Genomic DNA, 23,894 nt, shown 5'->3' with positions numbered 1-23,894 from the left:
ACCCCGGTTTGGCAGCCACTTTATTAGCCCTATTTCTATATCATTGTTTCGTGGTTTGCGTGAGTGTCAGAGATTTGTTCCGCGTGCGCCTGCTGCCGTATTTTGAGCGGCGACTGGGGGGCGCGGACACCTGGATGCATGGTGAGAAATTACTTTGGCATTCGCGGTTGCTGGATGAGACCGCGATAAAACATGGAGTTCGTCCGCTCTCCGATTTCACATCTGGTGATGACATGATTCACGGAGAAGTGCTCGAATGGTTTGTGGCAGACGACGCTCTGCGAACGGTCAATTACTTACTCGAAACAAGTGGAGTGACCAATTTTCCTGACGGCGTCATTTCAGATCTTGGGAAACTGCAACATGCATTGAAGGATGCTCATTCAAAAGATGTGCGGTTTTGTCTTCTGTTGCGCGAAGGTTCGTCAGCAAGCGGCGCAGAGATGGACCAGCGGCAAGGGAGTTTCTTTTGAATTGGGTATTTCCATGCCGGTGAAGCAGGGAATGTAAAATTGAGACATGAAGCGGCGCGGCAAGATCATACTTTTTCTCCTACTGGGAGTGGCTATTATTTCATCCTTGATCGCGTGGCGGATGAGGGAGCCGCGTTACCAGGGGCGGACGCTGACGAGTTGGTTGAAGCAATGTGATGATACTGCAACGGATGATGCAACGGATGAAAAACGACCACTGACCGAGGCGCAATTGGCCATCCGTGCGATTGGGGCGGAGAAGGTGTTGCCTTATTCAATGAGGATGATTCGGGCTCAGGACGGTCCGATGAAGTCTTGGATGATTACGCAGAGTGAAAAATTGGAGGGGTTCGACTTTAAATTCAAAAGAGCTGAGGACATTCAGCGTTTGGGAATAGCGGGATTTTATGGTTTGGGAACCAATGCCGCGCCTGCGGTTCCGGAATTAGCACGTTTGTTGAATGATACCAATCATGCATTCATCGCCGTTGCATGCCTTATCTTCATTGGGGAACCAGCTCAGAAGTCGGTCTGCCAGGCTTTGACGAATAGCGATTTGCATGTCCGGCAATTGAGCGTACTGCAGTTGGATCGGGTGATAGGAGATGCCGAGATTTACCTAAGGCAGATCAAGGGATGTCTGAATGATCCAGCTGAGGAAGTGCGATTTGCCGCTGTCAGGGGCATTGGTGCTCACACCAATGCTTCGGGTTCAGCGATTCCGCTGTTACTTACGGCATTGGAGGACAGCTCGTCTACTGTTTCCGCACTTGCGGTGGAGTTCCTAGGAGACTTTGGCACGAATGAGCTGCGGGCTTTTGGAGCACTTACCGATGTTGCGGAAAACGGGAAGCCTAATACCGCAAGGGTGGCTTTGAGAACCTTGGTTAAGATTGCGCCGAGGGAGGCGTTGCCGATGGTGCTGGAACGTCTCCGTTCGGATGATCCCGGCAGGCGGCGGCAGTCGTTGCTGTTGCTGTGCAAATATCCGTTGAAAGCGCCTGAGATTCAGGCAGCGATTAAAGGGGCGACGGCAGATACAGATTCGGTGGTTTCGCGCTGGGCGAAGGAATTCCTCACCAAACAGCAGGGTGAATTGCGGGGGAATCAGCCGTTGTTTCCAGGTGAGCCGGTTTATGCGGGAAAAACGCTGGGGGAGTGGTTGAAGGAGACTAATAAACGAGGTCGCAGAGGTCGCAAGATAGATGGTTTATTCACCAAAGAGGCTGAGGAGGCGATTCGGCAGATGGGAACGAACGCGATTCCGGCATTGTTGCAACGGTTGGTTTATGTGCAGCCACCGTATGGGCTGAAGGCTCCCGAAGTGAACATGGAAGCGGTGATGGCTTTTATTACATTGCGTGAGCTGGCCAGGCCGGCTCGTCCTCAGCTCATGGATTTAATGGATAGCAAGGACGAAGACACAGCCCTTCACGCGATGCTTGCGAGCTTTGGCATGGGAGTGGATGCGCTGCCGTGCGCGTTCAAGGGATTGACGAATAAGCATATGATGGTGCGAAGCGAGGCTGCGAATTTTTTGGAACAGGGGCAAGATGCTGAGTTTAAACTAAAGCGCAAGGAGGCGGTGCCAGTGTTGCTGAGCTTGTTGAATGATCCGGATGAGGGTGTGCGTGAGGTTGCCGGGAGCACGCTGAAAGTGATTGATCCGGAGGCGGCGGCGAGGGCGGGGGTGAGGTAAGTTTTGATTTTTGAGTTGGGGCATGGGAGTTAGGTAGTTTGAGTATGTTTGGACCGCGTCCGCGGACGGACTCGATGGATTTTGGCAGGGTCGCCGAAGGGGTTAGAATTCGACGAGTCTCATTCCACCGAGTAATTGATTGCTGGCGCGGGGAACTGGAGTCATGGACCGCGTACGCGGATGTGATCGTGAAGGAAGAAGTGAATCTCCTTACGTCGATTGCTGCGCGAGAAAATGTGACCGGTGGTTGGATCGGAATCGTTGGTTGCGTAAGCGGGTGGGAACGCGCAATAAGGTTAGAGACTCCTCACGTCGTCACCTACGGGAGAGAAGGTGCCTGGCGGGGGAATTGGGGTTATGGGCCGCGTGCGCGGGTGGGCTCGATGGGCTGAGCAGAATCACCGACGGGGTTTGAATTCGACTGAGTCTCATTCCACCGATTATTGGTGCCTGGCGGTCTGAATGGCTCCCGGGGCGTTTACCCAAGATAGGCGCTGGAAGGCAGCGCCAAGCTTGGGCTATATGCCGCATCCCGGTTGGGGAAGGTCTATTAGGCTGACGCGATGTTTGGGGGCGGATGGTAAATGCGTGCGAGGATGGAGGATGGGCGGGGTGTTGAATACGCCGTTGACACGTGGGGGGCATATCTTTACTTTTTGTTCGTAAATACCGTGCGTATGCCCCGAATTTACAATTCGGGGATTTTTATTGCAGTGGTGCGAACGAGGATGTTCGCGCAAATAATGTGCGGGTGTCGTTGTGACACATAGAGTCAAGTAACTATGGCCAATACAATTCTGGTAGGCGCCCAGTGGGGCGATGAAGGCAAAGGCAAAATTATCGACGTGCTGACTGAGCAGGCGGACGTGGTCGTTCGCACGCAGGGCGGCAATAATGCGGGGCATACTGTATTCATCGGGAAACAGAAATATGTGCTGCATTTGATTCCTTCCGGAATTTTGCGCAAATCGAAGACCTGCGTGATTGGCAATGGCGTGGTGATTGACCCGGTGAGCCTGGTGGAAGAAATCGACGGGTTGGAGAAGATGAATGTGAAGGTGAACGGGAATTTGTTCATCAGCGAGACTGCTCACCTCGTATTTCCCTATCACCGTGAACTGGATGCGCAACGGGAGATTTTGAAGGGGAAGAATAAGATTGGCACCACGAAGCGCGGCATTGGACCGGCTTATGGTGACAAGGCGGCGCGCACGGGGTTGCGGGTGATTGATTTGGTTAATCCGGCACGTTTTGAGGTGTTGCTGAAGCAGAAAATCAAGGAGAACAACGAAGTTCTCAAAGCTTTTGGCGCGAAACCGATTTCATTCGCCAAGGTGCTGGAGGCGTATCGCAAGGCGGGGGATCGTTTGAAGCCGTTTGTGACGAACACGGTGGTGTTGCTGGATAAATCGATTCGTCGGGGCGATGATATATTGTTCGAAGGCGCGCAGGGGACGTTCCTGGATATCGATCATGGAACGTATCCATTTGTAACCTCTTCAAACACGACTGCTGGTGGTGCGTGCACGGGTTCTGGTGTGGCACCGAACCGGATGGATCGGGTCGTAGGCGTGATGAAGGCTTATACGACGCGCGTGGGTGAAGGTCCGTTGCCGACGGAGAATGCGGAGATTGCAGACTTGCTGCATGGAATGGGGCGTGAATTTGGCGCGACCACGGGACGGGCGCGTCGATGCGGATGGTTTGACTCGGTGGCGACACGTCATGCGACGATGGTCAATGGCATTGATGAGCTGGCGGTCACGAACGTTGACGGTTTGGACACGGTGGAGACCATCAGGGTTTGCATTGGTTACAAGATTGGTTCGACCCGGTATGATTATATTCCCAATGAGATTGAGGCCCTGGCGAAGTGCACGCCGGTGTATGCGGAGTTTCCGGGTTGGTTGACGCCGACGCATGAGATTCGCGATTGGAAGAAGATGCCAGCCAAGGCGAAAACGTATTTGAAGGCATTGGCGGAATTGACCGGCGCAAAACTGGCGATTGCATCGACCGGACCTGCGCGTGAGCAAACGATGTTTTTGTAATTTTGAATGACGAATTTCGAATGGTGCACTGAATCATGACGAATCACGCGCCCCATCTTAGCGACGAAGCCAAGGCGAATCTGCCGCGGCATGTGGCGATGATCATGGATGGGAACGGGCGGTGGGCGAAGCAGCGTGGGTTGCCGCGAGTAGAGGGGCATCGCATTGGGGCGGAGTCGGTGCGGGCGATCATTCGCACGGCGGGAGAGTTGGGGATTAAATATCTTACGCTCTACGCGTTTTCGGTGGAAAACTGGAATCGACCGAAGGATGAAGTTGATACGTTGATGAAGTATCTGGCGCGCTACATGAAGAGTGAATTCGCGGAACTCAACAAGAGTAACGTGCGTTTGGAGGTGATTGGGCAGATACATCGCCTGCCGGAGTTCGTGCAGAAGCAGTTGAAGAAGACGCAGGAGGGACTTTCCAAAAACAACGGGCTGACGCTGATCATGGCGTTGAGCTATGGCGGGCGGACGGAAATTGTCGAAGCGGTGCGGAGCATTGCGGCCAAGGCGAAGAAGGGGGAACTCGACCCGGCGGAGATCAACGAGCAAGTGGTGGCGGATCATCTTTATACCAGGAACTGGCCTGATCCAGATGTGTTGATTCGCACCAGCGGAGAGATGCGGGTCAGCAACTTTTTGCTGTGGCAGATTTCGTATTCTGAACTGGTCGTGACCCAGACGTTATGGCCGGATTTCCGGAAACCACAGTTTTACGAGGCGCTGGAAGAATATACACGCCGTCATCGCCGGTTTGGCGGGTTATAGTTTGCACACTTTCAACAGGGACACAACGGCTCCATATTAGAAGCCATCTCATAAATACCCGCAGCGGCGTATGAGTGAAAAAATGAAATCAATAAAGACAAGAGAGAAAAGGGAATTTGATAGAGAAACGGGGGATCTTTTGCCCTGCCCCGTCGTTGTTCGTCGGTCGCAGCCCCATAAAGGGGATGCTCCCTCCTCACGCCTAGGGGCCGGGCAAAATCTCCGCCCGCGCCATCTGCGGGTATTTATGAGATGACTTCCAACCGGAAATTAAAACTTCCACGTATGCCCGAACAGAACACACCTCCGGTGCCGGCGCTCACCAAAAAGCAGATTTTCTTCCGACGCCTGACGAGTTTTCTGATTTTGTGGACGATCATTCTTTCAGCGCTCTTTTCGGGCAACAAGCTGTTGTCGGATTATGTTTTCCTGATTGTGATGGTGTTGCTGGCCTGGAGCGGGTTGGTGGAGTTTTATGGCATGGTTGAAAAGCGGGATCTGGTTTGCTTCAAGAATTGGGGGGTGATTGGGGGAATACTGCTGATAGTGGGAACGTTTTATAACCTTACCGGGAAGCTGGGCAGGATGGATTCGCCGGCGCGAGTGAATGATTTCGAGACCGGCTTTTTAATTTTGTTTGTGCTGGGGTTGTGTGTGCGGCAATTCGTATCCAGGAGCAATACTGCGGGAATATTGGCGATTTCGACTACTTTGTTCGGATTGATGTATGTGCCGTGGTTGCTGAATTTCATCCAGAAAATCAATTTCTTTCCCAATGTGGATGGGCATTTTTACCTGCTGTATTTTGTGTTGATCACGAAATTCAGCGATACCGGCGCGTATGCGGTGGGGTCGTTGATTGGCAAGCACAAGATGATTCCGCGCATCAGTCCGGGGAAGACCTGGGAAGGATTTGCAGGAGCGATTGTGGTATCGACGCTGGCGAGTTTGGTTTTCGTCCACTTCGCGCACAACAAAATGCCGGAAATGAACTGGGTGCATGCGATTATCCTGGGGGTGATACTGAGTGCCGCGGCGGTGGTTGGCGATTTGATCGAGTCGTTGTTCAAGCGCGAGGCAGGGGTGAAGGATTCGGGCAAGCTGTTCCCGGGCATTGGCGGGATACTGGACTTGTTGGACAGCCTGTTGTTTAATGCGCCCATCATGTATCTGTATTTGCGCCACGTTTTGCAGACCAATTGAGAATTTAGAGACTGTTTTCCCACATGAAGAATGTCGTCCTTTTAGGCAGCACCGGGTCCATTGGCACCAGCACCATTAAGGTGGCGGATGATTTGCCGGATAGAATTCGGCTCATCGGCCTGGCTGCCGGGAATAATCTTGAACTGCTGATGGAGCAGTATCGGAGGCATCAACCGATGGCGCTTTCCATCAGTGATCCCGAAAAAGCCACGCTGGCGCAGGGAATGGTGGGGGCCACGACTGCGGTTTACTCGGGGAATGAGGGATTGCTCAAGCTGGCGACGATGCCGGAGGCGGATATTGTTTTGATTGCGATTGTCGGGACTGCTGGATTGCAGCCGGCGTTGGCGGCGATTCGCGCCGGGAAGGATATTGCGGTGGCGTCCAAGGAGATACTCGTCATGGCAGGGGAAATCGTCATGAACGAGGCCCGGAAGTATGGAGTGCGTGTCCTGGCCGTGGACAGCGAACACTCGGCGATTTTTCAATGCCTCGATGACAAGCCGGGTCAATCGGTGCGGAATCTGTGGCTGACGGCATCGGGCGGACCTTTTAGAAAGACACCGAAGGAAGAATTTGAAGCCATCACCGTGGAGCGTGCCTTGAAGCATCCTTCGTGGGTGATGGGCCGGAAGATTACCATTGATTCCGCCACCCTGTTCAACAAAGGGTTGGAAATGATCGAGGCGCGGTGGTTGTTTGATGTGGAGATGGACCGGGTGAAGGTGGTGGTGCATCCGCAAAGTGTGATTCATTCCATGGTTGAGTTTGTGGATGGCTCAATAATTGCTCAAATTTCGACACCTGACATGTGTCTGCCGATTCAGTATGCGTTGATGTATCCTGAGCGGGTAAAGAGCGAGCGGGTGCAGACCAATTTGGCTCAGATTGGGAGTTTGACGTTTGAAGAGCCTGATGTGGAGAGATTTCCGTCGATTAATTTGGCCCGCAGGGCAGGGGAAGTCGGTGGGACGTTGCCTGCAGTATTGAACGCCGCCAATGAGGTAGCTGTCGATGCATTCGTAAATCGGAAGATCAGCTTTCTGCAAATCACTGAGTTAGTTCGACATACGATGGATCGGCATGAGGTGGTGACACATCCGACGTTAGAGCAGATTTTGGAAGCGGACACTTGGGCGCGCGAGGAAGCAATGGCCTGGAAAAGGCCGTAACATTCTCGACGAAAGCGTGCCGGGATGGAACATTGCTTGTTCCGATTAGACTGGTATATTCGACACGCGCTCCTGTTAAACCAAGAGCTTGGATAGCTTAGTTAATTTATGCATTATTTAAAACCTGTTTTCATCATATTGGAGGTCTTAGTCCTCTTTAACTTGCTGATCTTTGTTCACGAGTTGGGACACTTTTTGGCGGCCCGATGGAGAGGGTTGAAAGTGGATCGTTTTGCGATCTGGTTTGGGAAGCCGATCTGGAAGACGAAGATTAACGGGGTTGAGTATGCGCTGGGTTCGATTCCGGCCGGTGGGTATGTTTCACTGCCACAGATGGCGCCGATGGAGATGATTGAAGGAAAGAGCTCCGAAAAATCTTCCGAGCCGTTGCCACCGATTTCGGCACTGGATAAAATCATTGTGGCCTTCGCTGGCCCGCTGTTCAGCTTTGGTCTGGCATTGGTATTTGCGCTGGTGGTTTGGCAGGTTGGAAGGCCGGTTACGGAGGCTGAGACTTCAACTACCGTTGGCTATGTCTATAAGGATGGTCCTGCGGAGCAGGCTGGTCTCAAGCCTGGAGATGAGATACTGAAGGTGGATGGAAAGCCTGTTACCAAGTTTGGCGGGATGGGCGACAGCATTAGCTGGCGTGTGGTACGGAGCGAAGGCGTGAGTGTTCCGATTGAAATCAAGCGCTTCAATGAAGAGACCAAGACCAAGGAAACGAAGACAATCGACGTAAAGCCAAAGATTGAAGAAGGAAAGGCCTGGCAGAGAAAGGGATTGCGCCAGATTTTGATCGAGCCGGCACAATCCTCGATTGTAGCGAAAGTATACAGCAACAGTCCGGCGGCACTGGCAGGATTAAAACCCAAGGACGAAATTGCAGCGGTGAATGGCAAGAAGCCGATTCATTATGCATTGATCGGTGAGATGCTGGAGAAAAACGGGGACAAGCCGGTGGAGTTGACGGTGGTGCGCGAGGGAACGAATTTTAGTGTCTCGATAAAACCGGAGATGCCGCTGAATCCGACGGATGAGCAGAAGAAGCCGATGCTGGGGATTTTGTGGCTGGATGGCGGGAAGGCAACCATCGCTTATCCGCATCCATTGGAGCAGATAGATTCCAGTGTCAATGCGATGATCAGCACATTCAGCGCCTTGTTTTCAAAGAAGTCGGACATCAAGCCGCAGCATCTTGGAGGGGCGGTGAAGATTGGGGAAGTTTACTATCATCTTTTCAGCAACGAGAACGGCTGGCGGTTGGCGATCTGGTTTAGCGTGTTGATGAACATCAACCTTGCCATCCTAAACATGCTGCCATTCCCGGTGCTTGATGGCGGACACATTACGCTGGCATTGATCGAATCGATTCGCCGGCGTCCGGTGAGCGCGTGGATATTGAATTATGTTCAAACTGGTTGCGCTGTGCTTTTAATTGGGTACATGCTTTACATAGCGTTCTTTGATGTCCAGGACCTTCTCCCCGGCGGAGGAGCCAAGAACCGGCAATCAACGAGCGAAATCAAGTTTGCACCTAAAACAGAGTCCGTGAAATAACTGCAATGCAATACTGCGCCTCCCCGTATTTGTTCCAGCGTCGTCAGACCCGTGAAGTAACCGTGGGTGATCCTGCTCGTGGAGGAGTGATCATCGGTGGCGAGCATCCTGTGGTGATGCAGTCCATGTTGACCTGCGACACAATGGATACGAAGGCGAGTGTCCAGCAGACGCTGGAGCTGGTGGCAGTGGGTTGCCAGATCGTTCGGATCACCGCGCCGACTGTCAAGGATGCAGCGAACCTGCAGAACATTGTCAAAGAATTACGTGACCAGGGATGTTTTGTTCCCATTGTGGCCGACATTCATTTCAAGCCGGACGCAGCGATGGAAGCTGCAAAGTGGGTGGAGAAGGTGCGCATCAATCCGGGCAATTACGCAGACTCCAAGAAGTTTGCGATCAAGGAATATACCAACGAGCAATACGAAGCGGAGTTGCAGCGCATTGAGGAGCGGTTTACGCCGCTGGTGAAGCTATGCAAGGATTTGGGCCGGGCGATGCGTATCGGGACGAACCACGGTTCGTTGAGTGATCGCATCATGAACCGGTTTGGCGACAGTCCGCTCGGCATGGTGGAGAGCGCTTTGGAATTTGCACGCATTGCGCGGAAGAATGATTATCACAATTTCGTTTTCTCGATGAAGTCGAGCAATCCGAAGGTGATGATTGAATGCTATCGTTTGCTGGTGGCACGACTGAATGAGTTGGGGCCTGATTGGAACTATCCGATTCACCTGGGAGTCACTGAGGCGGGCGAGGGTGAGGATGGGCGCATCAAGAGCGCGATTGGGATTGGTTCTTTGTTGTGTGATGGATTGGGCGACACGATTCGCGTTTCGTTGACGGAAGATTCCCCGAATGAGATTGCGGTTTGCCGTGATTTGCTGGCGCAGATTCCAAGCCTGTCGAATCGGAACGCAACTGTGGCGGAGATCAAGCCTTCCTACGATCCGTTTACGTTTCAACGCAGGAGCACGCCTGAAATTGAATTGAGCGAAACGGTAAAGTGCGGCGGGGAACAAACTGTTCGCGTTGTGGTTACGCAGGCGACGTGGGACAAGGTGGCGCCGAAAATTCGTCCCAAGGACGACGTGAAGCCCGAAGGGATTTACGAGGATTTAAATGTTTTCGAAGTTGATCCGACCACCGATTTTAAAATCAATTGTGAAACACAATTGGTGACCGTGAAAGATGGTGTGGCTTTGCCAGCCGTAACGGCGTTTCGCCTGTTGGCGGCAAAGCTGAAGCATCTGGGGTTGAATAATCCCATTTTGTTGAAGGATTGTTTGAATTTTCCTGAGGCGCCATGGGAGCCGAAAATTGCGTTGTTGCGGGCTTCGGTGGTGGTGGGTGCGCTGCTGGCGGATGGGATTGGCGATGCCGTTCTGATTCGTGGCGAGTCTGGTGGTGGTCAATCGCTGAGATTGGCGTACAATATTTTGCAGGCGGCAGGGTGTCGTTCATTCAAGACTGATTACGTTGCCTGTCCCTCGTGCGGTCGAACCTTGTTTAATCTCCAGACGGTTACCGCCCGAATCAAGGCGCGGACGGATCATCTTAAGGGAGTGAAGATTGCGATCATGGGTTGCATCGTCAATGGTCCTGGTGAGATGGCCGATGCGGATTTTGGCTATGTCGGTGGTGCGCCGAACAAAATCAATTTGTATGTGGGCAAGCAGCCGATCAAGTTCAACATTCCTGAAGCGGAAGCGGTGGATCGTTTGGTGGACCTGATCCGTGAGCATGGCAAGTGGGTGGAACCGGAGCCGTAGGAAGTTTCGGTGCAAAGCTGATTGGGCTTCGAAGCGATTCCTAATGTGAGGGGCGGCTGCGGGGGACTTTACCGAGATGGTAGATGAGAAATCCGTGGAGGAATTGGCGAAGGCCGGTGACTTGCTGAGGAGTGAGTTTCAGCCGTGCCATGGAGTCCCAGTCGCTGACTAAAAGGATGCGGAGGATTTGCTTGAGGTCAGGGCCGATCCGATCATTCTCCAAATCGGGTTGCAGTCCTTGTTCGCTCAACAGTTTCACTTCAAAACCGAAAAGCATTTGCGGCAGGGGAGGATGTTGAGGCAAATGCTTGAGAAACCCACTCATCAATTCGAACGTCTCGGGGAGCGGTGTTTCCATCTCGGTCGTTTGCTCGACGAGTGCTGTGCAATAGGAAGCTTGTAGCACGTAGTCCAATTCCCTGCGCAAACCGGCATGGGTATCCTTCAAGTTGACTTCCCGCAAATTATGGAGTTCAGACCGCCGGCTACGCAGAAAACTGAAATCGGCCAGATAGAAGAGGTCGAGCTTTCCGGCAAAGGGAGACTTGGCGCGCCGGGCACCTTTGGCGACAGTTGCCAGCCGGCCGAAGTCAGGGGTCAACCAGTGGATGATGAAGCTGGTATCCGTGAGTGGCCGGGTGCGCAGTATTATGCCGGTGGCATTCTCAATCATCGCAAGAAGGTGACACAGTTTCTAATTGTCTGCTTCGGCTTTCCGTTCAGGATTCGGCAGGTTATCTGGGCTGATAGCTCCCAAGCTGATGATGAATTTGATGCCTTCGGCGACCGACATGTCCAGCCTGGTAACCTGGTTGTCAGGGACGAGAACGAGAAAGCCTGAGGTTGGGTTGGGGGGTGGTTGGGATGAAAACTGAAACCAGTTTTTGTCCGGCTTTACGTTCGATTTCACCGAGTTGCTCGCCGGTGATGAATCCGATGGAGTAGGCTCCGGTTCGCGGGAACTCAACCATGACCACGGTCTTGAATGAGCCTTTTGATCCTGAAGTGAGCGCTTCGTTTACCTGTTTGGTGGTGCCATAAAGTTTGTTGAGCAAGGGAACCCGCAACAACCAGGTATCGACCCATTCGATGGCCTTTTTGCCCAGATAGTTACGAGCCAGGCGGCCGACAATGGCGGTCAGAATGACTGCGAGAATCAGGGCAACAAGCTTCCAATACCAAAACATCGGTCCGAAGCCGTTATTTTCATGGGTGTATTCTCGCGGAATGAAAATCAGGAGGGTGTCGGTGATGTTCGAGACCGTGAAGAAAAACCAAAAAATGACCGCGATAGAGACGACTGCGGGCAAAACGATGGCAAGACCGGTAAAAAAATTGGTCCGCCAACTGGCAAAGATGTCTTTCTTCACGCTCTTAGTTTAGATTTGCCCTCAATTTTGCTCAAGCGAAAGCGGACTCGAAGTTCCTTGAGCAACTTGTTTTCTTCACGCTTCATTTTACGCCGGGCGGTGGTTTCAAGGTCATCATAGCCCTTCAAGTGAAGCAGGCCATGAACGATGTAGCGCATGGTCTCCGATTGCCAGGTCGTTTTGAACCGGATCGCTTGAACGAGGGCTTCATCCACGCATATGAACAACTCTCCAATGAGAGGCTCTGAACCGGGAGAATCTGAATAGTCGAATGTGATTACATCGGTTGAGCCGGCGTGTTGCAGATGCTTTTCGTTTATGCGAGTCATTTCCCGCTCGCCCACGAGGTGAATCGTGACATCGAAATCTTCGAAATGTAGCAGGTCGGAAATGAGTTCCTTGGTGGCCCAGCGTAGCCAGCGCCGGTCGATAAGACGGGTGTGCTGGCGGTTTAGCAGGAGAAGTCGTCCGCTCATTTCGGTTTGCCTCGCAGCTCCTCGTAGGCGGCGATGATGCGTTGGACGAGAGGATGTCGCACGACGTCTTTGCGGGTGAATTCGACGAGGGCGATGCCTTCTATGTTTCCTAGCGCACGGTGAGCTTCCACCAGTCCAGACTGCTTATGATGAGGGAGGTCGATCTGGGTTTCGTCGCCGGTAATCACGGCTTTCGAGTTAAGACCGAGGCGGGTCAGGAACATGAACATTTGCTCAGGTGTGGTATTTTGCGCCTCGTCCAGGACAATGAAGGCATTATTGAGAGTGCGACCGCGCATGTAAGCCAACGGAGCAATTTCGATTACATTCCGCTCCATGTATTTCTGAATGTCCTCCGCTGGAAGCATATCATGGAGGGCATCATAAAGCGGGCGCAGGTAGGGAGTGATTTTCTCGTAAAGATCACCCGGCAAAAATCCGAGCGCCTCACCGGCCTCGACTGCGGGGCGAGTCAGGATGATGCGGGAAATCTTCTCCTCCTTCAGCGCTGATACAGCCATGGCCATGGCGAGATAAGTCTTGCCAGTGCCGGCAGGGCCGAGTCCGAAGGTGACGTCGTGGTGGCGAATGGCATCGACATACTTTTTCTGACCAAGGGTTTTGGGAGTTACGCTGGGCTTTTTATTAGAGGTCTGGATGCGCTCAGACATGATATCCTTGAGCGCGGAGGCACCTTCATTTTTCACCACGCCCAGGGAATGGGCAAAGTCGCGGTTGCGCACGGAAGAACCGGCCTTGAGGTGGCCTTCCAGCAGCAGGAACAATTGCTTGGCGCGCTCGATGCCTTCGGCAGGACCTTCCAACTTGATCCAACCTTCACGCGAGGTGGCCTTGACCCCCAGTTCCTGTTCAAGATGCTGGAGGTTATGAGGATCGTTATTAAATAATTGCTGGGCCAGACGGGCGTTTTCGAAGTGCAACGTTTCAGCAGCCATGATGATTATATTTTTTCTATGTTACTTAATGAGCCAGTGCGGGCCGTAGCTTTGCCGCCAGGTCCTTTAAAGCTTCAGGCAAAACCGTGGTGTTTGCAATTACCGGCATGAAATTAGTATCCCCCGCCCAGCGAGGCACAATATGAATGTGAAGATGCTCCTGAATGCCTGCGCCAGCAACCTGGCCAAGATTAATGCCGATGTTAAAGCCTTGAGGCTTCATCACCTGAGTCAGAGCATCCTGGCAGCGGCGGACCAGTTTCATCATATCGATCATTTCCTCATCCGTCAGCCCGTGAAAGTCGGGCACCTGCTTGTAAGGAACCACCATTAGATGCCCGCCAGTATAAGGATAGGTGTTCAGGAGGGCAAAACAGGAACGTTCCCGAGCGATGACGTAGTTTGCTTCGTCATCACTTGATTGGGCGATGGCGGTAAAGATGGATCCATCCAAGCGAGCCGGCTTGGGAGCCAAAATGTATTGGATGCGCCACGGAGCGTGCAAAGGTTCCATAACGGAATAGTAATGAGAACTTTGCGAAAGTCAAAAGCTCCGCCCACCGGGCCTGGGAGAAGTTAATGAGCAGACCCGGGAGGTTGTTTGACCGTTGTTGAGCGGGATCGAAGCAGGTAAATCAAGGACTTAACTGTCAGTTCCATGAACAGGAATGGCTTGGCGATCAAATCATTTCCACCGCTGAGAGTGGAGTTCGCCCGACTTTCGAAATCGGACAAGCCGGTAACGAAAATAATGGGCGTCTTTTTATGGTTGGGAAGCGCACGCATTTTGGAACAAAGTTCGAATCCATTCATGCCCGGCATGTCGACATCCAGGAAGATCAGATCGAAGGGCTTCGCTCCAGCCATTTGCAAGGCCGTTTGGGGATCTTCCACGGCGACGGCATGCAAACCGGCTTTCTCCAGGGAAAAGCTTACGGCACGACGCGAGATGGCCTCATCATCCACCACTAAAATGTTGCTTTGAGAAGGTTCAAGAGGTTCAGTGGGATCTGATGCCTGGGCATGTCCAAAAAGCACCCCTAAAAAATCCACAGCCATGGCCACCGTACGGAGGGTGGAGGAGTTGATGCCTTTGGATTTTTCGGAGAGTTCCTTTAGCAGAGCCTCCAAGGCGTTGGACATTTGAGAGATTTGTTGCAGCCCGCAGATGCCCGCGTTTCCCGCCAGGGAATGGACCTGGCGATAAAGGGCCTGCAACGCTTTAACCCGGCCGGCCTCGTCTGAGCATCTTGCCAACTCCTGCAAGGCAGAGCGCATGGAGTTCAGAATTGCCGGCAAGCTGGAAAGCAGCGAGGTGCGTAAGTCGTTCAGAAATACGATATCGGTTTCTGAAGATTTAGGCTTGTTTTGAGTTGCAGTGGAATCTTTTGCCAGGGTTGTAGCATCGGCAGTTTCAGCAGAGATAAGATTGCGTACCAATTCCACGAGCTGCATGGGGGTGCAGTTTGATTTCGAAAGACACTTGGTTGCACCCGCCTTCCACGCCTCCTGAACCATGTTGCTCAGATAGGTATTGGAGAACACAATTACCGGGAGATGTTTCAGGTCTTGTTGGGCGCGAACTTTCTTCAACAGGTCAATGCCAGTGACCTTGGGCAACATCAGATCCAGAATGACCACGTCCGGACGAAAGCTTTTGATGAGTTCAAAACCATGGTGCCCATCCAGGGCGATCTCAACCTGGAAATGTTCCACACTTAGTTTGTTGCGGTAAATGTTTGCGACTAGTTGATCATCTTCGACGATCAGGATTTTTTTTGCTGTCATTTTGCTATGGTCAGGAACGAGGTGGGGTTAGCCAGATAGGTTTTTAAAAATGTTTCGATGTGTTGAAACTCCCGCAGGACTTCCTGGGCGAGTTGCGGTGCGGTGGTGAGGGCATTTTCGCAGCCTTGATGCTCCAATTCGCGGAGCAGGGGGACAATGCCCGTCATGCCGCAGGTGGAACTGGCTCCGGCGGCGCTATGCGCGAGACGGCGTACTTCATCCGCCTTGCCAGCCTTCACGGCAATAACCAACTGTTCAACCTGTTTGCCTGTTTGCAGGTTGTAGAGCTCCACCAACTCGCGAAGGTTATCCAGGCTGCCGTTGGCAAGGTCCAGCAGACGTTCCATGTCCACAGGCGGAGGTCTGTTGGGCACGGAGGCCGCCAAAGGTTTGGCGCCTAGTGCTTCTCCAATGCTTACGTTATCAGGTACGTCGGCCGGGTCACCGTGCTCAGCGATGGTGATCCGCGAGCCCCAGCGCTCGATGATCAAACGGATATCGTCGGTGCGAACGGGCTTGGCCAAATAGTCATCCATGCCGGCAGCAATGCACTTGTCGCGATCCCCCTGCATTGCGTTCGCGGTTATGGCGATGATAAAAATGGGAGACTTAAAGTGAGCAGGGTGAGACGGGTCCTGCTGACGCCGGCGGATTTGTTGAGTGGCTTGCAGTCCATCCATTTCCGGCATCTGCACGTCCATGAAAATAAGATCGTAAGGCTGGCGTTCAAGGGCTTTCAGGCATTCCAAACCGTTGTTAGCGACATCGGCTTTATAGCCCATTTGCTGGAGCAGGCGGAGAGCCACCTTTTGGTTGATGAGATTATCATCGCAAAGGAGCACCCTGAGAGGGAGTCGGGCGGCCAGTGCAGGATCAAGCTTGTTGGCAGCGGCTTTTCGTGCGGCTGGTTTCGAGCCGGAAACCACGCGCATGAGCACCTCGTGTAACTGGGCGGGTTTGATGGGCTTGGTGAGGCAGCTGGCGAAAGCCACACTGGTGAAACCTGGACTGTCCGTGCGGAGGCCCATCGAAGTGAGGAGGACCAAAGGCATCATTTGAGAGCCCGGCAATTCCCTGATTCTTTTTGCCAGCATGAGGCCATCCATATCCGGCATCTGCATGTCCAAAATAGCGAGGTCAAAAGCTTCGCCCTTCGCCATCCAATCCAAAGCCTGCGATCCGCTGCTGGCGCTACGGGGAATCATGCCCCATTTGCTGGTCTGGAGGGTCAGGATGCGCCGGTTGGTGGGATTGTCATCCACGATCAACAAACGCAGATCGGCCAGTTGAGGCTGCTGCCCTTGTAAAGGAAAGATCGGGGCGGCGACTGCCGGTCGGAAGGGAATTAAAAAGTGGAAGGTAGAACCGCGTTGCAGTGTGCTTTCGACCCACATTTTACCGCCCATCAGTTCGACCAGCCGTTTGCTAATAGCCAAACCCAGGCCGGTCCCGCCATATTGGCGGGTGGTGGAAGCATCTGCCTGACTAAAGGACTTGAACAAACGGTCGATCTGAGTTGGGTGAATTCCAATGCCGGTGTCGCGGACAGTAAAATGCAGTTGCAACCTGGTTGCGTCATCCGCTGTGGGTTCGGGAGAGGCGGAATGGATTTTTACGTGAACAAAAACCTCCCCTTCGTTGGTGAATTTGATTCCGTTACTGAGCAAATTTACGAGGACCTGACGGAGGCGGGTGACGTCGCCGTGGACGTGACTGGGGATGTCATCGTCCATCTGGTAAGCCAAATCCAGTTTCTTTTCAGCGGCTTTGGTGGCGAGCAGATCGAGTGCCTCTTCGACACCCATGCGGAGATTGAAAGGGCGGTGCTCGAGTTCGAGTTTGCCGGATTCAATCTTCGAAAAGTCGAGGATATCGTTGATGATGGTGAGGAGTGATTCGCTGCTGGAATGAATCGTCTCCACGTAGCTGCGTTGCTCATTGTTTAAATTGGTCTCGAGCAACAGGCCGGTCATGGCGATGACGCCGTTCATGGGCGTGCGGATTTCATGGCTCATGTTGGCCAAAAACTCGGCCTTGGCCCGGGCGGCAGTTTCTGCGGCGACGCGGGCAGCTTCCAACTCACGGTTGGTTTGAGTGAGTTGATCCTGCAAATGTTTGGTGCGGAGGGCGGCGCAAAGGCGGGCGCGCAGTTCAGCAGCTTCGAATGGCTTGGTAAGATAATCGACAGCGCCCAGTTCAAAACCACGCAATTTATCGGTGGTGCTGTTCCAGGCCGTGAGCACTATGACAGGGATCGGCCTTTCGAGGGGATGGTCATGGAGTTGCTTCAGAACCTCGAATCCATTCATTCCGGGCAGACCGAGGTCGAGGAGCATGAGGTCATAATGCTTTTCCTGCACCATGGCGATTGCCTGCTGTCCACTGGGCGCATGGATCACAGTAATATTGTCTTCATGAAGCAACGCGGAGAGCACCTCATGCATCCTGGGATCATCTTCCACTAAAAGTACAGTAGATGGAGGCAGGGGATTCATGCTCCTCACTTCAGAGGACTACTTACAGTTAAATTATTCGCACACATACTTCTGCAAGCAGCACATTCAACACCAACCAGTGGTTAAACTCCAGTTTGAAATGAAAAAATTGGTGCTAATCCTTTGGAAGCTATGATTTTGCGAGGCTTCAAACATCGCGAGGATTTAAAATTAACTGCGCAAAGGATTTAACTTTGGCCGGTTGACTCGAAAATGACCATAAACCGGTAAGATTTGAGACACTAATGTACGCTGTTCGGGCCGGTTTCGGAAAGTAGTCCGGTTTAAAGAAATTAGTTGCGGAAGTCGTTGTAGCCACTGAGTTTGGCGGTGGAGATTACACTGTGGGAAGAGGTGGGCAGATGTGTGGATGCTCTAAAGAAGTATTGCATGATAGGTGCAAAGCCGCATAAATTTTCGGGCATGGTTCAAACTGTTGTCGATCGCGGGACAGTTGGCGAGGTCTTATCTTTTCGCGAAACGTACCTGAAAGCGTATCGGGGTATGTTGTTGGCGCGCATACTGGATGAGAAATTCGCCAGCCTTTACCGTGGGGGCAAGATTCATGGCGGCGTGTTTCTGGGCAAAGGTCAGGAAGCCCTGAGCATTGCCACCGGGATGTCACTGCGCAAGGGAGATGTGTTCGCGCCCTTGATCCGTGATGCAGCGGGGCGACTGGCCTTTGGAGAGACGGTGCTTGAAGCCGTGCGCACTTACCTGGGATCGCCTTTGGGACCGATGCGTGGAAGAGATGGGAATGTTCACCGGGGACGGCCGAAGGACGGTTATTTACCCATGGTAAGCCACCTTGGGGCAATGCTTTCCGTGGTGAATGGCGTTTTAATGGCGCATCGATTTAAGGGAATCAAAGGTACGGTGGGGGCCGCGAGCATTGGGGATGGCGGAACTTCCACCGGCGCGTTTCATGAGGCCTTGAACCAGGCGGCAGTTGAGAAGCTGCCATTCATCCTGGTGGTGGCAAACAATCAGTATGCCTATTCCACGCCGAACTCCCGGCAGTTTGCCTGCGAATCCCTGGTGGATAAGGCCATTGGTTATGGCGTCGAGGGGCACACGTTGGAAGGCAATAACCTGGCAGAATGTTTGAAGACTTTGCAGCTGGCGGTAGCGAGAGCCCGCAACGGACATGGTCCACAATTGATAGTCGCCGATTTGCTTCGCCTTTGCGGACATGGGGAGCACGATGACTCCAGCTATCTCGATTCGAAGTGGAAGAGCACTCCCTGCGGACGTGATTGTTTGCAATTAGCCGAGGAATATTTATTTCAGCAAAATTGGGCCAAGGCCGAGGAACTCCGGCAATGGCGCGGGGAGGCGACCAACCAGGTGGAAGAAGCCGTGGCAACCGCTCAACGGGAAGGTGCGCCAGATCCTTACACTGAGGAATGGTCGGCACTGGCTTCCAAACATCTGTGTGAGGGTTACAACGAAAAATGAACCGAATGAGTTTCGCAGGGCTGGAAGCTAAATCAGAATGAGCATCACTTACCTAGAAGCAATTCGCGAGGCGCAAGCCAAGGCTTTGGCCGATGATCCACGAGTATTTATTTACGGCCAGGATGTGGGAAACTTCGGGGGCGCATTCAAAGCCACCAAAAATTTGGCGCAGGAATTTCCCGGCCGGGTGATCGATGCGCCCATCAGCGAAGACGCGATGATGGGGGCGGCGATTGGCGCAGCGATCGAAGGGATGCGCCCGATCATTGAGATACAGTTCGCGGATTTTTCCACGGTGGCATTCAATCAGATTGTAAACAATGCCGCTGCTCTTTATTGGCGGACGCAGGTTCCTTGTCCCATTACCGTTCGGTTGCCGGCGGGTGGAACTTCGGGGAGTGGACCTTATCACAGTCAAAGCCTGGAAGCCATTTACGCACATTATCCGGGCCTGGTCGTGATGTCCCCCGCCACGGTGGAGGATGCCTACAGCATGCTTTTGGAAGCAGTCGCGATCGATGATCCGGTCATTTTCTGCGAGCATAAATATCTCTATTACCATTTAAAAACCGACAAGCTTCCGACCGAAGCCATGCCGGTGGGCAAGGCCCGCATTGCGCGGCCGGGTCGGGACATGACCATTGTGGCGTATAGCGCGATGGTGCATGAAGCGCTGGCGGTCGCGGAAGAGCTGGCCACCGAGGGCACGGAGGTTGAAGTGGTCGATCTACGCACGATCAAGCCTTTGGATACTGACACCATCATGGCGTCGGTGGCGCGGACGGGTCGATTGCTTTGTGTCGGTGAATCCTTCCCGTGGGGAGGAGTAACGGCCGAAGTGGTTGCGCGCGTGGCCAGCGAAGGTTTTGGTTTGCTTGATGCGGCACCACAACGTCTGAACGCCAAAGACACCCCCGTTCCTTATCACCCTAATTTGTGGGCGGCGCATCGTCCGACCGCCCGAAGCATTGCTGCCGCTGCACGCAACCTTTTGCGTTCCTAATCGTATGCCACAGATTCCCATTATTATGCCTCAGCTCGGCGAATCGATCGCCGAAGCGACCATTCTACGCCTGCTTGTAAATGAGGGAGACCAGGTTGACGCCGACCAGGATGTGATGGAGGTCGAGACCAACAAAGCGACGATGAATGTGGCTTCGCCCTGTGCGGGCAAGGTGCAAAAATTTCTGATCAAACTGCAGGAGAGTTATGCCGTGGGTGCGGTGCTGGGTCATCTGGAGGCGAGCCCGGAGGAAGCCAGGCGGTTGGGGCTGGATCGTCCCGCCGAGTCACCCGGAAAAAGCGAGGCCTGCGTAGAGAACGGCTCGAAGACGGCGTTGGATGGCGGCAAACGTGGGGTTGAACCGACAGTTCGCGGATTACCAGTTCCGGCGCATGCGTCGGGTGCGAGTTATATGTCGCCCCGGATGAAGGCACGCATGGCGGAGTTGGGGATGAATGCGGCCGATTTGTCTGGCGTAGCCGGCAGTGGAGCAGCGGGGCGGGTGACGATTCAAGACTTCGAGAAATTTGTTTCCAACCTCGAACAGAATGTGATGAGCCAGGCGTCCACGATGCGCGTGGCGGTGGCGGATGCGATGCGGCGCAGTTGGTTGCGACCGTTGGCGACGGTGGCTTTGCCGGTGTGCCTCGACCCGATGCTGGCGCATCGCAAGTCTTGTAATCCAAAGCCCGGACCGGCGTTGTATGCCTTGCGCGCATTGGCGGTGGCACTTTCGGAGAACAGCGCTCCGGCAGGTCGATTGATCGGTAAAAAGATTTTTCACCCGAGTTCCATCGATGTTGGTTTTGCGGTGGAGGCGGAGGATGGCGTTTTGGTTCCGGTTATCCGGAACGCGGACAAGCGTTCGTTGAAGGAGATGGTGGAGCGTTACAATGAATTGGTGGAATTGGCGCGGCAACGTCGTCTGCCGGCGGATGCCACCGGTGGTTCGATTGCGACGGTTACAAACTTTGGAACGTTTGGACTTACCTGGGCGACGCCGATTCCATTGCCGGAGCAAACGCTGGTGCTGGGCATGGGAGCAGGCAAAATAGTGCCGAGTTGGGATGCGGCGCAGAAGCAATTTGTGCCCGTGATGGAAGCGAACATGACTTTGAGCTTTGATCATCGCGTGCTGGATGGCGGCGGGGCGGGAAGATTGCTGGCGCGGATTGCGGCGTTGCTGGCGGTGCCGGAGAAGTTGTAGGTGGTTCGTTACTGGTGAGGTATTGGACCGGGTTTCAACACCAAGTTACCTCGATTTCCTTTTCTTGAGATCCGTGAAAACGGTTCGTGGAAACTCGTTTCCTGATGATACCGAATGCCAGGAATGAGCTTGACCAAGGGAACAGCTTCGCGAAAACCGTGCTTTAAATCCAACACTTTCATTTCGAAGGGATAGTAGCAGGTGGAGTTTGTCACTCGATTACCGAAGAAATTGCGATGCCAGCATCGGGGGCGAAGGAGGCGAATGTTTCCGAGTAATTGGGTGAGTTTAATCGACCGATCAAGCGGCCATTTACCTGAGGTGTATACCAAGCCAAATAGACTCCGGTGAGGTCGTAAAGTGCCTCCACCTCTGGTGGGACATTTTCCCGGTCATAAGTGGATTGGAACCATTGGTTGCTTCGAATGCGGCTTATTAGAATCTGGCGCGCTTTTGGCAACGTTTCCCGTCAAAGGATTCAAACGCTTTACAGGATGAAGGAATAATCAGCGGTGGTTAATTATAATATTAGATTGGCGAAATCCATTTTTTCGGGCAGCCTCGTTGACAGCCCATCTTACACATCAAGCCTGTCCTACACAGGCTGCGTCCATCATCAAATCAGAAACGCAAAAAACATATGAAAACCAACAAGGTCTTACCCCGTCTATGTGAAACGTGGTGCATGTTCATTGCTGTCATATTAATCCTGGGCGGAACTCTTTCCGCTTCGGCCTGGAGAACCGTGGATGCCATCAACGCATTTAACGATTATAATAATGCGATGTATTTTGTGCTTAGCGGCAACCAGGGATATTACCGGGTCGCGCAGGGAAGCGGGAGTGTGGATTCTTTCTGGCACTTTGCGGAAGAGATAGAAATGGTTCGTGATGCCACGATGTTAACGAACAATCCGACTTACAAAAACATGATCACCCAGTTGTGCACCGGGTTTACCGTGCATAATGGTACCGATTGGTCTGGAAACTCTTTCAATGACGATCTGATGTGGGGTGCCATCGCTTTCTGCCGGGCCTACAATGCAACGGGAAACAGCAGCTATTTAACGATAGCAAAAAATAATTTCAACACGGCTTATAACCGGGGGTGGGACACGGTTTCCGGAGGCATGTGGCAGTCGACCGGTAAAGTATCGAAGAATGCGTGTGTCAACTACCCGGCAGCGATTGCAGGCTATTGCATCTATAGCGATGGCGGCGGCTCCAGCTATTTGACGAAGGCGCAAAACACCTACAACTGGGCGCAGTCCCACCTTTTCAATACAGCAACGGGCAAAGTGTCTGACAGCACCATCAGCGGGACTTCCTTCTCCTATAATCAGGGAACCTGCATTGGCGCGGCCTATCTCCTTGGTGATTACAACACCTGCGCGTTGTCGGCAACTTATACGATGAATAATCTGGGGACAATCGTCGGCTCTTATCGAATCCTTCCTGAATACGGCACGGGCGGCGACGGCGGCGGCTTCAATGGAATCTTCATGCGCTGGACGATGAGGTACGTAACCGGTGCGGGAGTTCAGGGGACCTATCAACCGTGGTTGCAGGCGAATGTCACCCAAGCATGGAGCCTGCGACGGACGTCGGACGAATTGTCCTGGTGCCAATGGTTGCACCAGACTCCGAGTGGGAATCTTTATGCCTGGGATTGCACCAGCACTGTTGTAGGGATGCTAACGGTGCCGGCTACGCAGTAGCCGGAGAAGTTTGTGGAGAAATATCCCGTCAATAAATTGCCGGGATATTTTCGAGGCGTCCCGCTGGGACGCCCTGGGATGCAATCCCGTATCGTGGCGTAACGGTGGTTTGTGTTTGGTGGATATTTCTGGTGGTGTAGCAGAAAGATATATATCTACTTCAATCTTATGAAAGTCTTGTTGTTGTGTTTATGTTTAGCACTGACCTTGAATTCCTTAGCAGCAGCCGATTCAGGTAAGGATTGGTTAAGGACTCCTCCTGACCCGAAGGGAAAATGGACCCAGATTCCTGAGCAAGATATTTATGAGGTGGTTGCGTCGAAAGAAACTGTGGCTGTGGTAAGTGAGTTGGCCAAAAAAAGATTTGTCGAGTTGTCAGATGAACAGGCCCGCTTTTTCACCGGGCATTATTTTCATTCCAGCAAAGGCAAGAAACCGTATCTGCTCCGCGCTGTTTACGGGCATGGAGGGACTGGAAAATACACGGTTTCTCGAAACGGCAGCAGCGTCCTCGTGCTTCATGGCTCATTAGGGCACAGTGATGCGTCTCACAAATCAGCCCTCGTTGTAAATTTGGATTTTGTTCCGATCGAAACTTACGTCGAGACTGAAATTGATGAATGACCAACTTTCGGCTATAAATGTAAGCACATGAAATTTGGTGCACACATGTCGACCCTGTTGTAGAGTTTGGAAGGCTTTGCAGAGGGGTGTGGAGATC

General features: G+C 52.9%; 20 protein-coding genes. 13 read left to right on the top strand and 7 right to left on the bottom strand.

Translation table 11 applies throughout. The features are described 5' to 3' along the window. From CFLAV_RS29540 to ispG, 8 genes are all read left to right on the top strand, one after another. Window positions 1-473: hypothetical protein (locus tag CFLAV_RS29540; RefSeq protein WP_007418599.1), on the top strand; the 473-nt coding region annotated here is incomplete at its 5' end. Between the two features lie 46 nt (window positions 474-519). Then, the gene (locus tag CFLAV_RS29535) at window positions 520-2,172 is read left to right on the top strand and encodes a HEAT repeat domain-containing protein (protein ID WP_007418598.1); all 1,653 of its coding nucleotides are present in this window, start codon (window positions 520-522) and stop codon (window positions 2,170-2,172) included. A 782-nt stretch (window positions 2,173-2,954) separates the two neighbouring features. After that, on the top strand, window positions 2,955-4,223 hold the full coding sequence (locus CFLAV_RS29525; RefSeq protein WP_007418596.1) for an adenylosuccinate synthase: 1,269 nt from the start codon (window positions 2,955-2,957) through the stop codon (window positions 4,221-4,223). Between the two features lie 35 nt (window positions 4,224-4,258). Beyond that, the gene (uppS, locus tag CFLAV_RS29520; RefSeq protein ID WP_007418595.1) at window positions 4,259-4,996 is read left to right on the top strand and encodes an undecaprenyl pyrophosphate synthase; all 738 of its coding nucleotides are present in this window, start codon (window positions 4,259-4,261) and stop codon (window positions 4,994-4,996) included. 285 nt (window positions 4,997-5,281) lie between these two features. Further along, window positions 5,282-6,199: a phosphatidate cytidylyltransferase gene (locus CFLAV_RS33420; RefSeq protein ID WP_007418594.1), complete on the top strand. Its 918-nt coding sequence runs from the start codon at window positions 5,282-5,284 to the stop codon at window positions 6,197-6,199. Window positions 6,200-6,222: 23 nt separating this feature from the next. Further along, window positions 6,223-7,371 (top strand): 1-deoxy-D-xylulose-5-phosphate reductoisomerase, encoded by a 1,149-nt coding sequence (locus tag CFLAV_RS29510; protein ID WP_007418593.1) that lies wholly within the window; start codon window positions 6,223-6,225, stop codon window positions 7,369-7,371. A 108-nt stretch (window positions 7,372-7,479) separates the two neighbouring features. Then, a complete protein-coding gene (gene rseP, locus CFLAV_RS29505; RefSeq protein ID WP_007418592.1) occupies window positions 7,480-8,931 on the top strand; it encodes an RIP metalloprotease RseP in 1,452 nt (483 codons plus the stop codon). 5 nt (window positions 8,932-8,936) lie between these two features. Further along, a complete protein-coding gene (gene ispG / locus CFLAV_RS29500; protein WP_007418591.1) occupies window positions 8,937-10,703 on the top strand; it encodes a (E)-4-hydroxy-3-methylbut-2-enyl-diphosphate synthase in 1,767 nt (588 codons plus the stop codon). A gap of 40 nt (window positions 10,704-10,743) precedes the next feature. On the opposite strand, the gene recO is transcribed toward ispG, so the two are convergent. From recO to CFLAV_RS29465, 7 genes are all read right to left on the bottom strand, one after another. Then, a complete protein-coding gene (gene recO / locus CFLAV_RS29495) occupies window positions 10,744-11,376 on the bottom strand; it encodes a DNA repair protein RecO (RefSeq protein ID WP_007418590.1) in 633 nt (210 codons plus the stop codon). A gap of 142 nt (window positions 11,377-11,518) precedes the next feature. After that, complete coding sequence (locus CFLAV_RS29490) at window positions 11,519-12,073, bottom strand: DUF502 domain-containing protein (RefSeq protein ID WP_007418589.1); 555 nt, start codon at window positions 12,071-12,073, stop codon at window positions 11,519-11,521. Continuing rightward, window positions 12,070-12,549 (bottom strand): rRNA maturation RNase YbeY, encoded by a 480-nt coding sequence (ybeY, locus tag CFLAV_RS33415; protein WP_007418588.1) that lies wholly within the window; start codon window positions 12,547-12,549, stop codon window positions 12,070-12,072. The genes CFLAV_RS29490 and ybeY overlap by 4 nt, the downstream gene beginning before the upstream one ends. Beyond that, window positions 12,546-13,505: a PhoH family protein gene (locus CFLAV_RS29480; protein ID WP_007418587.1), complete on the bottom strand. Its 960-nt coding sequence runs from the start codon at window positions 13,503-13,505 to the stop codon at window positions 12,546-12,548. The genes ybeY and CFLAV_RS29480 overlap by 4 nt, the downstream gene beginning before the upstream one ends. Before the next feature lie 25 nt (window positions 13,506-13,530). Continuing rightward, window positions 13,531-14,019 (bottom strand): HIT family protein, encoded by a 489-nt coding sequence (locus CFLAV_RS29475; RefSeq protein ID WP_007418586.1) that lies wholly within the window; start codon window positions 14,017-14,019, stop codon window positions 13,531-13,533. Between the two features lie 62 nt (window positions 14,020-14,081). Continuing rightward, window positions 14,082-15,293: a response regulator gene (locus tag CFLAV_RS29470; RefSeq protein ID WP_007418585.1), complete on the bottom strand. Its 1,212-nt coding sequence runs from the start codon at window positions 15,291-15,293 to the stop codon at window positions 14,082-14,084. After that, on the bottom strand, window positions 15,290-17,788 hold the full coding sequence (locus CFLAV_RS29465) for a response regulator (RefSeq protein ID WP_007418584.1): 2,499 nt from the start codon (window positions 17,786-17,788) through the stop codon (window positions 15,290-15,292). The genes CFLAV_RS29470 and CFLAV_RS29465 overlap by 4 nt, the downstream gene beginning before the upstream one ends. Window positions 17,789-18,118: 330 nt before the next feature. Between CFLAV_RS29465 and CFLAV_RS29460 the strand changes: the two genes are divergently transcribed. The 5 genes from CFLAV_RS29460 to CFLAV_RS29430 all read left to right on the top strand — a co-directional run bounded on the left by CFLAV_RS29460 (window position 18,119) and on the right by CFLAV_RS29430 (window position 23,797). Further along, entirely contained in the window at window positions 18,119-19,246 is a 1,128-nt protein-coding gene (locus tag CFLAV_RS29460) for a thiamine pyrophosphate-dependent dehydrogenase E1 component subunit alpha (protein WP_237712482.1), read from the top strand. A gap of 37 nt (window positions 19,247-19,283) precedes the next feature. Further along, on the top strand, window positions 19,284-20,249 hold the full coding sequence (locus tag CFLAV_RS29455; RefSeq protein WP_007418582.1) for an alpha-ketoacid dehydrogenase subunit beta: 966 nt from the start codon (window positions 19,284-19,286) through the stop codon (window positions 20,247-20,249). Between the two features lie 4 nt (window positions 20,250-20,253). After that, window positions 20,254-21,456: a 2-oxo acid dehydrogenase subunit E2 gene (locus CFLAV_RS29450; protein ID WP_007418581.1), complete on the top strand. Its 1,203-nt coding sequence runs from the start codon at window positions 20,254-20,256 to the stop codon at window positions 21,454-21,456. A 640-nt stretch (window positions 21,457-22,096) separates the two neighbouring features. Next, the gene (locus CFLAV_RS33410) at window positions 22,097-23,173 is read left to right on the top strand and encodes a glycoside hydrolase family 76 protein (protein WP_007418580.1); all 1,077 of its coding nucleotides are present in this window, start codon (window positions 22,097-22,099) and stop codon (window positions 23,171-23,173) included. Between the two features lie 168 nt (window positions 23,174-23,341). Then, window positions 23,342-23,797 (top strand): hypothetical protein, encoded by a 456-nt coding sequence (locus CFLAV_RS29430; RefSeq protein WP_007418579.1) that lies wholly within the window; start codon window positions 23,342-23,344, stop codon window positions 23,795-23,797. Window positions 23,798-23,894: the final 97 nt, after the last annotated feature.

This window comes from Pedosphaera parvula Ellin514 (assembly GCF_000172555.1).
In the GTDB taxonomy this organism is placed as follows: Bacteria; Verrucomicrobiota; Verrucomicrobiia; order Limisphaerales; family Pedosphaeraceae; genus Pedosphaera.
This window is presented reverse-complemented; position numbering and strand designations above follow the sequence as displayed.